13 protein-coding genes are annotated in these 15,752 nt (G+C 46.7%); 3 read left to right on the forward strand and 10 right to left on the reverse strand.

Going from position 1 to position 15,752, the window contains the following annotated elements; genetic code table 11:
- Positions 1-4 precede the first annotated feature (4 nt).
- Positions 5-1,987, reverse strand: a complete 1,983-nt coding sequence (gene uvrB, locus AC1MEO_RS07260) for an excinuclease ABC subunit UvrB (protein WP_480335292.1) — start codon at positions 1,985-1,987, stop codon at positions 5-7.
- 268 nt (positions 1,988-2,255) lie between these two features.
- Complete coding sequence (locus AC1MEO_RS07265; protein WP_480335294.1) at positions 2,256-2,498, reverse strand: IDEAL domain-containing protein; 243 nt, start codon at positions 2,496-2,498, stop codon at positions 2,256-2,258.
- 177 nt (positions 2,499-2,675) lie between these two features.
- Between AC1MEO_RS07265 and AC1MEO_RS07270 the strand changes: the two genes are divergently transcribed.
- Complete coding sequence (locus AC1MEO_RS07270) at positions 2,676-3,230, forward strand: competence protein ComK (protein ID WP_480335296.1); 555 nt, start codon at positions 2,676-2,678, stop codon at positions 3,228-3,230.
- 279 nt (positions 3,231-3,509) lie between these two features.
- Here the strand turns inward: AC1MEO_RS07270 and AC1MEO_RS07275 are convergent, their stop codons facing one another.
- Complete coding sequence (locus tag AC1MEO_RS07275) at positions 3,510-5,126, reverse strand: ABC1 kinase family protein (protein ID WP_480335298.1); 1,617 nt, start codon at positions 5,124-5,126, stop codon at positions 3,510-3,512.
- Positions 5,127-5,227: 101 nt separating this feature from the next.
- On the opposite strand from AC1MEO_RS07275, the gene AC1MEO_RS07280 reads away from it, so the two are divergent.
- On the forward strand, positions 5,228-6,004 hold the full coding sequence (locus AC1MEO_RS07280) for an enoyl-CoA hydratase-related protein (RefSeq protein ID WP_480335299.1): 777 nt from the start codon (positions 5,228-5,230) through the stop codon (positions 6,002-6,004).
- Between the two features lie 38 nt (positions 6,005-6,042).
- Here the strand turns inward: AC1MEO_RS07280 and AC1MEO_RS07285 are convergent, their stop codons facing one another.
- From AC1MEO_RS07285 to lplA, 7 genes are all read right to left on the reverse strand, one after another.
- A complete protein-coding gene (locus tag AC1MEO_RS07285; protein WP_480335301.1) occupies positions 6,043-8,019 on the reverse strand; it encodes a S9 family peptidase in 1,977 nt (658 codons plus the stop codon).
- A 272-nt stretch (positions 8,020-8,291) separates the two neighbouring features.
- The gene (locus AC1MEO_RS07290; protein ID WP_480335303.1) at positions 8,292-9,845 is read right to left on the reverse strand and encodes a fatty acid--CoA ligase family protein; all 1,554 of its coding nucleotides are present in this window, start codon (positions 9,843-9,845) and stop codon (positions 8,292-8,294) included.
- Between the two features lie 97 nt (positions 9,846-9,942).
- On the reverse strand, positions 9,943-11,880 hold the full coding sequence (locus AC1MEO_RS07295) for an ABC transporter permease (protein ID WP_480335304.1): 1,938 nt from the start codon (positions 11,878-11,880) through the stop codon (positions 9,943-9,945).
- A complete protein-coding gene (locus AC1MEO_RS07300; protein ID WP_480335306.1) occupies positions 11,852-12,625 on the reverse strand; it encodes an ABC transporter ATP-binding protein in 774 nt (257 codons plus the stop codon). Before AC1MEO_RS07300 ends, AC1MEO_RS07295 begins: the two co-directional genes overlap by 29 nt.
- Entirely contained in the window at positions 12,528-13,631 is a 1,104-nt protein-coding gene (locus tag AC1MEO_RS07305) for a sensor histidine kinase (protein WP_480335308.1), read from the reverse strand. The genes AC1MEO_RS07300 and AC1MEO_RS07305 overlap by 98 nt, the downstream gene beginning before the upstream one ends.
- Positions 13,631-14,335 carry a response regulator transcription factor gene (locus AC1MEO_RS07310; RefSeq protein ID WP_480335310.1) on the reverse strand — a complete coding sequence of 235 codons (705 nt, stop codon included), beginning with the start codon at positions 14,333-14,335 and terminating at the stop codon, positions 13,631-13,633. Before AC1MEO_RS07310 ends, AC1MEO_RS07305 begins: the two co-directional genes overlap by 1 nt.
- 71 nt (positions 14,336-14,406) lie before the next feature.
- Positions 14,407-15,399 (reverse strand): lipoate--protein ligase, encoded by a 993-nt coding sequence (gene lplA, locus AC1MEO_RS07315; RefSeq protein ID WP_480335311.1) that lies wholly within the window; start codon positions 15,397-15,399, stop codon positions 14,407-14,409.
- Between the two features lie 143 nt (positions 15,400-15,542).
- Between lplA and yhfH the strand changes: the two genes are divergently transcribed.
- Positions 15,543-15,665 (forward strand): protein YhfH, encoded by a 123-nt coding sequence (gene yhfH, locus AC1MEO_RS07320; RefSeq protein ID WP_480335312.1) that lies wholly within the window; start codon positions 15,543-15,545, stop codon positions 15,663-15,665.
- Positions 15,666-15,752: the final 87 nt, after the last annotated feature.

A 15,752-nucleotide genomic window follows, 5' to 3' on the forward strand; every position in this document is an offset into this window, starting at 1 on the left:
TCCATCATCCTTCCGCTTTCAATTCAAGCACTGTATCGCGCAATTCTGCAGCCCGTTCGAAATCGAGTGCTTTGGCCGCTTCTTTCATTTCTGTCTCGAGGAGTGCGACCAGCTTCATGCGATCTTCTTTGTTGAGTTTTTTTCCGGATACTGCTTTTGACACATATTCTTCCGCTTCTTCCGCCGCGGCAGTTGCGCGGATGACATCACGGATTTTCTTCTGTATTGTAATTGGCGTAATGCCATGCTTTTCGTTATAGTCGGCCTGGATGGTCCGGCGGCGTGCGGTCTCATCTATCGCTCTTTGCATCGAGTCCGTCACCCTATCAGCATACATGATAACATGGCCATTTGAGTTTCTGGCTGCTCGGCCCATCGTCTGGATCAAGGCGCGTTCTGAACGCAAGAAGCCTTCTTTGTCCGCATCTAGAATGGTCACCAATGAAACTTCCGGAATATCCAGTCCTTCACGCAGCAGGTTGATGCCAACCAGGACATCGTAAACACCCATCCGCAGTTCCCGGATGATTTCAATCCGTTCAAGCGTCTTGATCTCAGAATGCAGGTAGTTGACTTTGATGCCGGCATCTTTCAGGTAAGCCGTTAAATCTTCCGACATTTTTTTCGTTAAAGTCGTCACCAGTACCCGTTCATTGCTTTCCGCACGCTGGCGGATCTCATACATCAAATCATCTATCTGGCCTTCAATCGGACGGATTTCGATAGTCGGGTCAAGCAGCCCGGTTGGACGGATGATCTGTTCCACCATCTCCGGGGTATGCTCCAATTCATAGGGACCAGGCGTAGCCGAAACAAAGACCGCCTGGCTGATATGTTTTTCAAATTCATCGAAGGTCAAGGGACGGTTATCCATAGCCGAAGGCAGCCGGAAGCCGTAATCCACCAATACTTTTTTCCTTGCCTGGTCACCATTGAACATGCCGCGCACCTGCGGCAGTGTAACGTGGCTTTCATCTACAACCAACAAGAAGTCTTCTGGAAAGTAATCAATCAATGTATAGGGCTGGGCACCTGCAGGACGAAGCGTCAAATGGCGGGAATAGTTTTCGATGCCGGAGCAGAAGCCCATCTCACGCATCATCTCCAAATCATAGCGCGTCCGCTGTTCGAGGCGCTGCGCTTCCAGCAATTTGTCTTCTGCGCGCATTTCCTTCAGACGCGCTTCCAGTTCCTCTTCAATATTGGCAATCGCTTTGACCATTTTGTCTTCGCGTGTAACAAAGTGGGATGCCGGGAAGATGGCGACGTGGTCGCGTTCGCCGATAATTTCACCAGTCAGGGCGTCCACTTCGCGGATGCGGTCGATTTCATCGCCAAAAAACTCGACGCGCAGGCATCGTTCGTCGCGTGACGCCGGGAAAATCTCAACCACATCTCCACGAACCCGGAATGTCCCGCGGATAAAGTTGATGTCATTGCGCTCGTATTGAACGTCGACCAATTTTCTTAACAATTGGTTGCGCTCAATCTCCATTCCTTTGCGAAGTGAAACGACCAGTTCACGGTATTCTTTTGGTGAACCGAGGCCATAGATGCAGGAAACGGATGCAATGACGATGACATCGTCCCGCTCAAATAAGGAGCTCGTCGCAGAGTGGCGCAGCTTGTCGATTTCATCATTGATGCTGGCATCTTTTTCGATGAATGTATCCGATTGCGGCACGTAGGCTTCCGGCTGATAGTAATCGTAATAACTGACAAAATACTCAACCGCGTTATCAGGGAAGAACTCCTTGAATTCGCTGTAGAGCTGGCCAGCCAATGTTTTATTGTGGGCCATGACCAGCGTCGGCTTTTTCACCTGCTGGATGACGTTCGACATTGTAAAGGTTTTACCTGTTCCTGTAGCCCCCAGCAATGTCTGGCAGCGTTTGCCATTGATGATGCCCTGCGTCAGTTCGGCAATGGCCTGAGGCTGATCGCCAGCTGGTTCATAAGGAGCTTGAAGATTAAATTCCTGTTTCATGTTAAGACGCCCTTCCATTATTTCATTACTTCTACTTTACCATATGCCCTAAAAAACCCCTAACAAAAAGCGAACGTATGTTTTTTTATGTGGAAACAAATAAAAAAATGCGAAACAGTGGGTTTATCTGGGCTGAAAAACTCCTGCGGAAAATTAGAAGCACGTAGAGTAGAGCCAGAAAAAAATTCGATTTTCACAGCAAACAGAAAAAAAGGGAAGTCAGATTGGCTCCGACTTCCCTTTTCTCCGGCTATTTTCAGTTAGCCATTTATTCAGTTTCTTCGTGCTTTAGAGTTTGTAATTGGGCAGCATATCTAGCAAATGCTTTTTGGTCATTATGATCCAGGGCTTCGTCGATAAGCGTCATAAGCTGTGCTTCCTGTTGGGAACGGTGTACATGCTTTAAGAACAGGTCCAAATAAATATCGTTCAGCAGTTTTTCCGCTTCCGTAATTTTTTTTGTTTGAGCCATCGCTTTCATGAAATCAGCATAAGAATAATAATTTTCCATTCTTCTTCACCCCGAATGCTTTTCATTAGTATACATTAGCCGAATGGAATAAATCAAGATTTATTTGAAAATTCCAACGAAATAGAAAAAATTTTATTTTCAATCTATTGCGCATTGCGAAATTTCCATTTTTTATTATAATAAGGTATGTACAGTAAATTTAGGGGGTTAATCTTCATGCACAAAAAGAATCATAGGCCATTCTCGTATACCATCTGCGCCAATACGTATGCCCTTTTACCCTATACAGACGGCCATCGCACATGGATGCGGGTGATTGAAGACCGCAGTGAATTTGTGGTCGAAGAAGCTGTTTATAAAACAGTCACCACTTCCTGCCGTTTCTACCGTGCTTCACTTGAAAGTGCGACACTCTATGCCCAAAAAGCAGTCGGCGTAAAACACAAGCCCCCTATCATCATCGGCGAGTATTATGGCAACCCACTAATTTTCTTCCCGACCCACTCTCCAAAGAACAAGGAATGTGTCTGGTTCAATTATGACGCCATCGATTTGATTGAAAGCGACAGCAGCGGCAAAGGCAGCATCATTTATTTAAGCAATAGCGAAACGGTTTATTTGGATGTGTCCCCCATCGCTTTACGCAATCAGCATTCTTTTGCCGGTTCACTCCGCCGCTACTTTAAAAAAGCACAGCGTGTCCACAATCACCCCATGGCTTATGTAACGAAACGCACCTTTCCGCCACGGAAACAGCAGCCACTGGATTAATCGTGTCCATACATTATGAATAATCACCCAGGATAATTCCATCCAAGCTGCTGCGCAGTCTGTTTATATGCCATTTCTACATATGGATCTTTGTTTTCTTCAATTCATTCTACATATTCTTTTGTGCCCCAATTTTCCGGTTCCACTCTAGTCTGCAAGTACCCAAAATAAAAAGAGTTGCCGCTTGAAGTCATTGAAACTGACTTCAAGCGGCAACTCTTTTTTCTTATTTAACCAAATCTCCAGATCCCAATCCAGAGAACCGGGATGCTTTGACCTCTATTTAATCGATCGGTACGCCCATAAAGAGCCGACGAAAAATACCGACGATACCCAGAGATAAGGTTCATTCCAGAACCATACCGATACTGAAATCCCGGTGAATGAAAGAATCGTGAAGATCCCGGCAAACATACGGGATTGCAGGTCACGCCGGTATTCGCGTTCCCGGCCATCCCGATTTTCATAATAGCGGCGAAGGCGTTCCGGTTCTTCCAGGAAATTAATGACTTTCTGCGGCAACACACGCAAAGGCCCGGTAGCGTTCAGCGCCCAGCGCAGAACATCCTCTTTCCCAAAGATCCCTTTGCCTTCTTTCTGCGATGAGGCCCATTCCAATATTCGCGGACGGGCAAGTGCAAGTAAATCCACATTCGGATCCAACACATGCAAGACGCCGACGAAAATGGAAGCGGCCCGGCCGAAAAAGGCGAATTCTGCCGGCAATTGGACCGGCTGTGTCCGGACGATTTCCTGCATATCGTTCAGCAGCCGCTCAACGACAAAGCTGTCCATCTGTGACAGCTCGTTGGACTCATAGGCTGCTACCAGCCGGGAAATCGCGTCACCCAAGACGGCGCGATCTGCCTGTGGCAGCAAGAACCGCAGCTCTTCCAACGAATCCAATACTTGATCGTAGTTCTTGAAAATGATTCCTTCCGCTGCACGCAAGACTGCCTGGGAATCCTTTTTCGAGATATTGCCGATCATTCCGAAATCGATCAGCACAATGCCGCCGTCCGGTTCCAGCAGGATATTCCCGCCGTGGGGATCTGCGTGGAATTGCCCGCCGTATAGAACCTGCTCCAGGAATAAAATAAACAGGCGTTCAGAAATCTCATGGCGGTCCAACTCATTCTTTTCAATGAATGCCAGATCTGTGATGCGCGCGCCTTCGATCCATTCCATCACAAGCACACGGCGTGTTGTGAATTCATCAAAATACAACGGAATGCGAACTCCTTCCATAGCGTCAAAGCGATCCGCAAAAGCACGGCCATTCTGAAGCTCTTTCAGGAAATTCAATTCAGCGCCAATCGTCTCCGTCATTTCCGCATACAGCAATTTAAAATCAATTTGCTTGGCATACGGAGTGAATTTTTCAGCCATCCAGATGACGATGCGGATGGCTTTAAAGTCTGCGCGCAAAATGCGGTCTGTTCCTGGCCGCTGAACTTTGACGGCCACTTCCATGCCGTTTTTCAACACGCCTTTATACACTTCACCAATTGACGCGGATGCTACTGCCGAATCCGACAAGTGATCCAAGTAATTCATATGGGGGGTGTTCCACTCCTGTTCCAGCACCGAGACGATGCTCTTCTTTGGAACCGATGGCACACGGTCTGTCAAGCCTTCCAGTTCTGCAAGAAACGACGGCGGCATGATATCCGCCCGTGTTGACAGGAACTGGCCCAGCTTGATCATGAGTCCCCCCAGCTTTAACGCCAGGTTCTTATATTCCTTTGCTTGCTTTGTAATCATCTCATTCCATCTTTTTTCAACCAGTGGATTCCAATTGCCGCGATTTCGCTTTTGGAAGAACGTCACTTGCAAAAAGATTTTGACTGCCAACCAGACAATCCGGAAGATGCGGATAAACGTAATTTGATTCATAAGTGCGGTCCCTCCCATGGATTTCATTATAGAGTCTGATAGCGAAATAGTCCAAAAAGTGGTATGTTTTTAACGGATGGAACGACACAAGGGGGATGAAAATGGACACAATTCACTATGAACAGCGAAACAATCTAGCCTTCATCACATTAAATCGGCCGGAGGCATTGAATGCCTTCAATTATGACATGCTCCTCGAACTGGGGCAGGTCGTGGAAGCAATCCGCATTAATCCCGATATCCGCGTCGTGGTGTTTACAGGGGCAGGAGAAAAGGCCTTCAGCGTAGGGGCAGATTTAAAAGAACGCAAAAACATGACCGATGATCTGGTCAAACGCAATCTCTTTAAAATAGGCGAGGTTTTTTCCACAATTGAAAATTTACCACAGCCAACCATTGCCATGATGAACGGCTTTGCGTTTGGCGGCGGCATGGAACTGGCGCTGGCCTGCGACTTCCGGATAGTGGCAGAAGACACGCTTCTCGGCTTGACGGAAACCAGCCTTGGGATCATTCCAGGAGCTGGCGGCACGCAGCGTTTGCCGCGATTGATCGGTGAAACCAAAGCGCTGGAATTGATTTTGACTGCCCGGCGCTTAACATCAGCCGAGGCATTGGCATACGGACTGGTGACACGAGTGGCCGCACTTGACCAGTTGGCGGAAGTGACCGGGGCATTTGCAGATTCGATTCTGGCCAACGGGCCCATCGCTCTCCAACAGGCGAAATTCGCCATCAAGAACGGCATGAACACCGATTTGCAGACAGGTCTCCAAATCGAGCGCAAAGCGTACGAAATCACCATTCCGACAGAAGACCGGGTAGAAGCACTTGCCGCTTTCGGCGAAAAACGCAAACCGGTATTCAAAGGTAAATAGAAAACGGAGCGGCTGAAAAAGCCGCTCCGTTTTTCTAGTTACAGGTATTTTTCCATCCACCCCGTAATCTGCTCCAGACGTGCAAAGCGGAGGTTCGGTTTGCCGGTCCGCGATAAATTATGGTCGGCTTCAGGGAAACGGACAAATTCCGTTTCTTTTTTCATACTTTTCAATGTTACATATAATTGTTCCGACTGCTCGATCGGACAGCGGTAATCATTTTCAGAATGAAGGATCAGCAAAGGTGTCTTTACATTTTTCACATATTTTAACGGCGAATGCTGCCACAGCTTATCCACATCCGTCATATCCGCCCCGATTTGCCAATCACTGAAATAATAGCCGATGTCCGATACGCCGAAGAAAGAAATCCAGTTGGAGATGGAACGCTGGGTCACAGCTGCTTTAAAGAGCGTGGAATGGCCAACGATCCAGTTGGTCATGAAGCCGCCATAGCTTCCGCCGGTGACGCCTAAACGATCCCCATCAATCCAGTCATTCGATTCCACGATTTGATCCACTGAATTCATGATGTCCTCATAATCACCGCCGCCGTAATCACTGCGTACCGCGTCTACGAACTCCTGGCTGTAGCCATGGCTGCCGCGCGGATTGACATACAAGACGCCGAAACCGCGTGCGGCCAGCAATTGCATTTCGTGGACGAAGGTATTGGCATACATCGCGTGCGGTCCGCCGTGGATATTGACGACCAGCGGATATTTCTGGCCTTCCTGATAGCCATAGGGCTTCATCAGCCAGCCGTGGACCGCCCAGTCTTTCGCACCTTTTGTGATGATCGGCTGCGCTTCAATCAATTCCGTCTCTTCCAGGAATTCCTGGTTAAAGCGAGTCAGCTCCTCGCGTTCACCCGTCGCAATCACCAAGCGGTACAACTCACCCGGATTGACCGGATTGCTGATGGCTGCAAGTGCAAATTCGCCGTCACTGGAAATGTCATAGCCGTAAACATGCTCCATATCAGGAGACGCTGGAAAAATCATGCCGTCAAGCGACGCAAAATACAGGCGCACGTCCCCCATCGTCGATACCTGGAAATACAGATGGTCGTCTTTTGTCCAGACAACATCTGGCGCGGCTGCTCCCTGTTGATGATCGGCCACTACGTAGTCGCCGACAGGCACATCCAGCGCTTCCGTCAAGCAAACGCGGGTTTCGGCTCTTAAATCCGCCACATAAACTTCTGAATGCGTCGCATTCTCGTATTGCCGAGTGCTGCCGACAAACGCGACTTTCGAATCGTCATGCGAAAAAGCCGCACCCCCGAAGGAGCCGTCTTCTTCGATCAATGCCGACTCTTCCTTTGTCTCCACATCATAGAGGTAAAGAGGCTGCCGGAAGACAAAATCCAGGTTTTCTTCACGTGTTACGCCGTAAACCAATTTCTTTCCATCATGTGATACAGCTTCCAGGCTGTAGTGGAATTTCCCTTCTGTCAGCTGTTCCACATTCTTCGACTCGACCTCAACCGATCCGATGTGGCGATGGAATTCTTTAGGCAATAAGCCCATGCCGTCCATCTTGTACTTCATCTTATCGACATGGTACGGTTCCGGCTGTTTCTTTTCCACTTTTTCTTCTTTATCAGTGAAGGCCTTCCCTTCTTTCACCAGTGCATTAAACCAGATCTTCGTTCCGCACGGCGCCCATTCAAATCCGTTGACCCCTTTTTCGAAACCAGTCAGTGAACGTGCTTCCCCGCCATCCGCCGACATGACGAACAATTGATTCTTCTCATCCCGATCCGATAAAAAAGCGACGGCTGTTCCATCGGCCGACCAACGCGGTGAACTCACCCGTTCCTTGCCATGCGTCCACTGGGTCTGCTTGCCCGTTTCCAGGTCGATATGGTGAAGGTGGGCTCTATATGTATTTTCCTCTTCGTCAATTTGCGTATGGACAAATACCGCTCTTTTCCCATCCGGGGAAATCCGGGGATCTGTTACGGACACCAATTTCGTTAGATCTTTAATTTCAATTGCTTTTTTTGCCATTCCATTTCCTCCTCGGACCCAACTATTTCGAAATTCGTAATACTGCTCTTTAACTATAATAAAAAATGTCAGTTTTTTCAATCAAATTCTATTCAGATGCAAGTTATAAAAGTTGAACTACTGTTTTAACGATTCTGTTATGGGCATTCCACAAACCAGTGCCGCTTTCTTTAAAAATAGCCTATCGATACGCAAGAGACGGGCCTGATCGTTTTCTTCCTGCAAACAGAAAAAGGCTCCGGTTTTTCTGCCGGAGCCCAACTTAAACCAACTTATTTCTGCATAGCCTGATCTTTCAGTGACCGGCGCAGGATTTTTCCTGTTGTATTTTTCGGCAGTTCATCCAGGACTTCAATTTGTCTTGGCACTTTATATTTCGCCAAATGCTCTGCACAATACGCTTTCAATTCTTCTACTGACACAGCTGGATCTTTCAGCACGACATAGGCATTGACTTCTTCACCAAAATTCGGATCCGGCAAGCCGACAACCGCTGCTTCCAGAATCGCTGGATGCGCAAATAACACTTCTTCGACTTCGCGCGGGTAGACGTTATAGCCACCGACGATGATCATGTCTTTTTTGCGGTCGACAATATAGAAATAGCCTTCTTCGTCGACACGGGCCAAGTCACCTGTATACAACCAGCCGTCACGAATCGCCGACGCAGTTTCTTCCGGCATCTTGTAATAGCCCTTCATAACATTCGGTCCACGGACAATCAGTTCCCCAACTTCATTTGCGGCCACTTCTTCGCCTAATTCGTTGACGACTTTATTTTCCACATTGATGATGGATGTTCCGATCGAGCCTGCTTTCCGCTCGCGGTCAATCGGGTTAAAGCAGGTAACCGGTGAAGCTTCCGACAAACCATAGCCTTCTGAAATCCGGACATTGAACTTTTCTTCAAAGCTATGCAGCAAAGCTACCGGCATAGCGGAACCACCGGAAACGGCCAAGCGGACAGAAGCGAAATCTGCCGGATCGACATCCGGTAATTGATTCATGAAATTGAACATGGTCGGAACTCCGGCAAAAACGTTTGCCTTATAAGTCTTGACGGCTTCGAATACCTCTTTCGGATTAAAGCGAGGCACTAGAATAATCGTCGCCCCCTGTAACAGAGGGGCATTTACAACAACCGTCAGTGCAAATACGTGGAACACCGGCAACGTGGCGATTACCCGGTCATTTGCGCCGATCTGCAAATATTCTCCAACATCACGTGCATTTGAATAGAGATTCTGGTGTGTCAGCATGGCACCTTTCGGTTTTCCAGTTGTGCCGGAAGTATACAAAATAACGGCATTATCATCTGCTTGAACGTCAGCAAATTCGGTATGCGGTGCTGATTTCCCTAACAGCGCTGTAAATGAATGGACTTTGCCTTTCACATCTTCAGGCAATTGCGCCATTTTTTCCGGTGTCGATGGATCTGTTTCACAGATGATATAAGATTCAACAGCAGGCAAGGCTTTATGCGCTTTCTCTACAAGCGGCAAGAGCATATCCAGTGCCACCACTACTTTGGCGTCGCTGTTATTGACTATGTAAGCGATTTCATCCGGGCTGTAAATAGGATTGATTGGAACCGCAGTAGCCCCTAAACGCATGGTGGCATATAAAGAAATCAAAAAATGTGGTGTGTTGCCTAGAAGAAATGCGACATGGTCCCCTTTTTCCACGCCTAATCCCTGTAAAGCGCCGGCAAACACAGCAACCGACTGATCAAATTCCCCATAGCTTGTATCTTTCCCCATAAAACTGTAGGCGATTCTTGCGGAATCCTGTTCTGCAATATCATGAACGCGCGACATTAAATTCATTTCCATCCCTCTTTCGTGTTGAATGAATACTCATTCATATTTTAATCTGTTTTCATTATAAAATAAATCTTCAGACAATACAACAGACACCGCAAAATTACGGTGCCTGCAGGTGGGCCAGATAGCGCCAACGAATCAAGAAGAAGTATAGAATCTGGGCAACTGTAAATCCGCCCAGTACAATGGCCATTTCACTAAGAATCGATAATTCCGCAAATTCCTCCCAAACTACCTGCAGCGAAATAAAAGCAAAAGCACTGTGGAGCAGCGCCAGGACCCATGGCAAAAAGAATTGGGGAATCAATTGGCGATTAATGATTTTTCCTAATTCCTTGTCAGTCATGCCCAGACGGATCAGCAGTTGGTATTGTTTCCGATCGCGCTCAAGGCCTGTGTACAATTTAAAATAAATAAAGCTGCCAGCTGCCAAAAGAAAAACAGCTGCCACCATGACGCCGATAAACAACAGCAACGCGAACGAAGATTTAAACCAGCGATAATCATCGCCAGGATTTTCAAAGAAAAAGTTTACTCCATTAAAATCAGCGGTTTCCACCGCTTCGCTCACCGTTTCTGTCAATTGATTGCCGATATTCATCGTTTCGGTCCAATTCAACACGTCAAAGGCATAATAAGTAAAGTCCGACGCTCCTGTTTCATATCCCAACAAAGGTTCATCGATCGCTTCATAGTCGGCGTCACTGACAACAATCGTATTGACATTCAAAGTATGAATGGGAAAAACGACATGCGGATAAGTCGATCCGATTGAGAGTGGCACATCACTTTCAAACAGGACCGTGTCGACGCTGGTGCTCTCCAGCTCTTTTAAAGAATCCAAAGAGAACGGCACAAACATCCCTTCGCCTTCCTGCAATTGAGCCGGTTCAAAATCAAGCGCAGCCGCTAACCGGTTAAATTCGGACAGGGATAAAATATCGACGTCATTTCCAGTAGCCCCGGATGTTTGGCGCTTGACCGTCAGTTCAACCATATCATAGGACAATTGTTCATTTTCCAGCTGGCTAGTCAGATGTTCGACATGCGCCGCTTCCTGTTCATTGCCATTAAATGAAATATAGACGAGCCCGAGTGGATTTGATTCGCGGAAATCCCCTGTGTAGGACATAAAAGACGCCAAGGTTCCCACTGTCAAAAAAGCGACAGTGGATACAATCGTGACAATGAAGAACATCTGTGCACTGTCTTTCAGCTTAACCGAGGCCTCCGCCAATGACACCAAACGCGTTTTTTCCCAATAAAAATGCTTGTTGCGTTTATACAACCGCAAAAAGGAATGGAGTGTATGGGTAAAAAATAAATACGTGCCGAAAGTGGCAAGTGGCGGGACGATGAAAATCATCTGGTAGACTGTCCGATCGGAAACATTCGCAGCGAAAGTATAGGCAATCGCTAAAAAGACAATTCCCATAACGGACAGGACTGTCGACGACTTCGTTTCTTCTTCGACCTTCCAATAACCCTGCAGTAAATCGATGACCCGCTTAGTGCGGATAAACCCGACACTGATGAATGAAATAATGACGAACAAACTGGCAAACGCGGCAATCGTCAGTAGGAATGGTTCCCACGAGACGTATAGCGGCAAGTCATCCAGCTCCATGATTTCGCGGCCAATCATGAAAAAGAATTTTGAAAAAGCAAAGCCGAAAGCGATGCCTGTCCCAGTTGAAACAGTGCCGAGAATCAGCATTTCAAAGAAAATCAGTTTGTTCAATTGTTTTTTGGTCATCCCTAAATGCATCAGCACTCCAAATTCCTTTGACCGAGCCTGCAAAAAAGCACTCATCGAGTAAAACAGGAAAAATAAAGTGAAAATGTAAAGGACAACTTCGGCAATCAGCATTCCCCGGATTGCCAATAACCGCAAACCTTCCTCTTCAAATGCCGGATGGAAAATGAACATCGAGTAGACGAAAAATACCATGACTGAAAAAACACTGGCTAAAAAGAAAGCCGCGTAGTTTCTTCGGTTGCGGACAACGTTATGGTAAGCGAGTTGCCGAAATGTCATTTACGGATCCTCCCAGCAGCGACAAGACATTCAAAATCCGCTGATAAAAGGTCTGGCGCCGTTCATCTCCGTAAATTTCGTTGAAAAATTCACCATCTTTGATGAAAAGCACACGATCACAGTAACTTGCCGCAATCGGATCATGCGTAACCATGATGATAGTCGTATCACTGTCGTTGGCGGCATTCGACAAAATCTCCAGCACATCACGCGATGATTTGGAATCCAGGTTGCCTGTCGGCTCATCAGCCAGTATAAGTGCCGGCTGATGAATAAGCGCACGTCCGATTGCTGTGCGTTGTGCTTCGCCTCCAGAAATTTCATTTGGTTTCTTATGGAGAATCGATGTCAGCCCAAGACGTTTGGCGATGATCAGAACCCGCCGCGCCATTTCATCGATGGGCACGTAATCAAGGGTCAGCGGCAGCACCAGGTTTTCTTCAACGGTCAGCATCTGCAATAAATTGAAGTCCTGAAAAACAAAACCCAATTCTCTTCTGCGAAACAGCGCCAATTCATTTTTGTCCAATAAATGCGGATTGGTGCCATCGATCAAAATCTCCCCGGAAGTCAACGAATCGATGGTTGAAATCAGATTCAACAAGGTCGTTTTCCCGCTGCCTGAAGGTCCCATCACTGCCAGAAATTCACCTTTTTCCACTGTGAAGCTCAACTGGTTGACTGCCCGGTGCGTCACTTTGCCCTCGTATATTTTTGTCACTTCGTCGATTTTCACTATTGTCATCGTTTTCCTCCTGTGTTGCAAGATCTTGATTGAAGAATAAAACAGAGATGGTCGTCCCTTTTCCCTGAACAGAAGAAATGGACAGTTCATGACCCAGCTTCCGGCAAATTTCATTCGCCAAATACAAGCCCATTCCAGTGGATTCCCCTGTTTTCCGTCCATTTTCTCCAGTGAAAAATGCTTTGGTTATGCGAGGCAAATCGGAAGAAGGGATGCCTATCCCTTCATCCTGTATCGTCAGCAAGGTATTGCCATTCGCACATTCGGCCGCTATCATCACTTTTTTATTGGGTTCGAACGTATATTTGACCGCATTCGTCAAAAATTGGCCGATGATGAACTTCATCCATTTCTGATCGGTCGCGACAATATGCTCTTCCCCGATTGAAATCTCCGGATAAACGCGTTTTGATATGAACAGCCGTTTGTTTTCAGTAACCACTTCGCTGACCAATGACCGCAAAGCAACCTGCTCAATCTGCATGTCCTGCTCGAACGTGTCCAATCGCGCATTCATCAATACCGTATCCAACCCGGCTTTCAGCCGGTCCATTTCTTCACGGACACTGCTTTTATCCAGCTCCTGCTCTTCCTGCAGCAACAGATGCATGACCGATAGAGGCGTTTTCATCTGATGCACCCATTGGTTCATGAACTGGAGATGGCGATTTTGGGTTGCGTATAATGACTGCACCTCGTGTTGGTAAAGGCGATACAGCTCTTGGAGATAAATTTCATTTTGAATTTGTTCGGGCGATTTCCCTTCGCGCTGCAAGGCGTGATCCATACTCAGCGGCTTTGCCAAAATCCGTTGATAATACTGATAGCGTTTGACAAAGCGCGCCGTCAGGAACGTCACTACCAGCACGCTGCTGATGACAAACGAATAGATGGCCGTATCCAGATTGCGGAAGCCATCCAGCCAATACAGCATCATGATAAATGCCACCAGCACAATTTGGAAAACGATGAACGCTGCATGCTCTTTCAGGAATAATCGAAGCATCAGGCTTCCTCCTCATGGAGCAGCAGACGGTATCCGGCCCCTCTTACCGTTTCAATGGCGGATAGCACATGATAATCGGAAAGTTTTTTACGGACCCTTGTCATATTGACATTCAAAGTGTTTTCATCCACAAATGCCTGGTCATCCCATAATTCCTCCAGCAGCTGTTCCCGCGTCACCACTTTCGGGTAATTGGCCAACAGGAGCTCCAATATCGTGCATTCTTTTTTCTGCAGCGGAATGGCTTCCGACTTTACGTGCAGCTCCATCCGTTCCATGAATAATTCAATGCGCCCTGCCTTGATCGACCGCTCTTCTTGTTTCGGCGCATATTCCCCATAGGCTCTGCGCAAATGGCTTCTTATTTTGGCAAGGACGATTTCATAATGGAAAGGTTTCGTAATAAAATCATCTCCGCCATTTTCCAACGCGAAGACTTGATCCATTTCTCCTGAACGGGCTGAAATGAATAAAATGGGGCAAGTGGTTTGCTGCCTGAGTTGACGGCACCAATAATAACCATCATAAGAAGGCAGATTGATATCGAGTAAAATCAAATGGGGATCAAAAGCTTCGAATTCTTCGATGATTTGATCGAAATCTTTTGCAGTTTCCACTTCATAATGGTATTTCCGCAAGGTCTCTGCCAATAACTCTGCAATTTTCAAATCATCTTCTACAATGAAGATCCGTTGAATAGCCACAATGATTCCCCCTTTCTTTTTCTTTCCATTTTAACAAAAGAGCCTGCATAAATGCAGGCTCCGGACAATTCTTAGTAAATTAATTTCAAAAACTCTTCTGTCGTGATGCCGCCAAGAAGTTTTGGAATGTCGATGCCGGCAATCGCTTCATCCAAAGAAGCACGCTCATATTTTGAACCGATGATCGCCTGTTCAATTTCAGATACATCACCGACTCCAAAAAAGTCACCATAAATATTAGCGTCGTGGACAATGCCCTTTTCCACATGCAGGCGGACATCGATGCCGCCTACTGGGAAGCGGTGGGAATGCTTGATGTTGAACTTAGGCGACTTGCCGTAATTCCAGTCCCAATTGCCATAGCGCTCTTTCGACAATTCATGGATGTTTTCCCAATCTTCATCCGTCAGTTCATAATAGCGGACATTTTCTTCGCCTTCGAAAATCAAATGCAGAATCGCATTGCGGAATTCCGTCACGGACATCGACTCTTGCAGAAACTCGGAAATATTCGCTACGCGGCTGCGGATCGACTTGATGCCTTTCGATTCAATTTTTTCTTTGCTGACTTTCAGCGCAGATACTACCGCGTCCACTTCAGTATCAAACATCAAGGTGCCGTGGCTGAACATCCGGCCTCTGGTTGAAAATTGCGCATTGCCTGATACTTTCCGGCCTTCCGCCATCAGGTCATTGCGTCCAGAAAGTTCAGCATCGACGCCAAGGCTTTGAAGCGCCTTTACCACAGGCTCCGTGAACTTACGGAAATTGCGGAAACTGTTGCCATCGTCCACTGTGATAAAGCTATAATTCAAATTTCCAAGATCATGGTAAACCGCTCCGCCACCGGACAAGCGGCGAACCACATGAATGCCGTTGGAATCTACATAATCCGTATTGATCTCTTCCGATGTGTTTTGGTTCTTGCCGATGATGATCGAAGGTTCATTGATATAGAACAGAAGGAATGGATCCTCTTCAACCTTCATTGTTTTTAACAGATATTCTTCAATTGCCAAGTTGATTCGTGGGTCAGTAATGCCTTTGTTGTCTACGAAATACATAATCTCTCTCCTTTTGGCTGCGTTCCTCTCCCTAGTTTAACGGATTTTTCAAATAAATTCACGATTTAGGGTTGACGAATCCAAACTGTTATAATACACTTACTTAAACAACAACAGTACTATAACAAAAGGAGATGGAAGTTATGATTGAAAACGTAGTCGAATTTTTCAAGAACTTGCCCCCGAAACAATGCGTATCTTGTGGAGAAAAAATGGAAGAGCAGCATGAATGTTATGGTACTCATTGTGATTCCTGCAATAGCTAATAAGATCAACTAAAACATACTTATAAAAAACGAAGCAGCGCTCACCGGCGTTGCTTCGTTTTTTGTGTTGAATTAATTTAAGTCCGT

The organism is Planococcus sp. BI3, assembly GCF_056680115.1.

Bases quoted from the DNA above. Each gene is read 5' to 3' on its own strand.
- uvrB (WP_480335292.1), bottom strand. From the start codon at position 1,987: ATGAAACAGGAATTTAATCTTCAAGCTCCTTATGAACCAGCTGGCGAT.
- AC1MEO_RS07265 (WP_480335294.1), bottom strand. From the start codon at position 2,498: ATGGAAAATTATTATTCTTATGCTGATTTCATGAAAGCGATGGCTCAA.
- AC1MEO_RS07270 (WP_480335296.1), top strand. From the start codon at position 2,676: ATGCACAAAAAGAATCATAGGCCATTCTCGTATACCATCTGCGCCAAT.
- AC1MEO_RS07275 (WP_480335298.1), bottom strand. From the start codon at position 5,126: ATGAATCAAATTACGTTTATCCGCATCTTCCGGATTGTCTGGTTGGCA.
- AC1MEO_RS07280 (WP_480335299.1), top strand. From the start codon at position 5,228: ATGGACACAATTCACTATGAACAGCGAAACAATCTAGCCTTCATCACA.
- AC1MEO_RS07285 (WP_480335301.1), bottom strand. From the start codon at position 8,019: ATGGCAAAAAAAGCAATTGAAATTAAAGATCTAACGAAATTGGTGTCC.
- AC1MEO_RS07290 (WP_480335303.1), bottom strand. From the start codon at position 9,845: ATGAATTTAATGTCGCGCGTTCATGATATTGCAGAACAGGATTCCGCA.
- AC1MEO_RS07295 (WP_480335304.1), bottom strand. From the start codon at position 11,880: ATGACATTTCGGCAACTCGCTTACCATAACGTTGTCCGCAACCGAAGA.
- AC1MEO_RS07300 (WP_480335306.1), bottom strand. From the start codon at position 12,625: ATGACAATAGTGAAAATCGACGAAGTGACAAAAATATACGAGGGCAAA.
- AC1MEO_RS07305 (WP_480335308.1), bottom strand. From the start codon at position 13,631: ATGCTTCGATTATTCCTGAAAGAGCATGCAGCGTTCATCGTTTTCCAA.
- lplA (WP_480335311.1), bottom strand. From the start codon at position 15,399: ATGTATTTCGTAGACAACAAAGGCATTACTGACCCACGAATCAACTTG.
- yhfH (WP_480335312.1), top strand. From the start codon at position 15,543: ATGATTGAAAACGTAGTCGAATTTTTCAAGAACTTGCCCCCGAAACAA.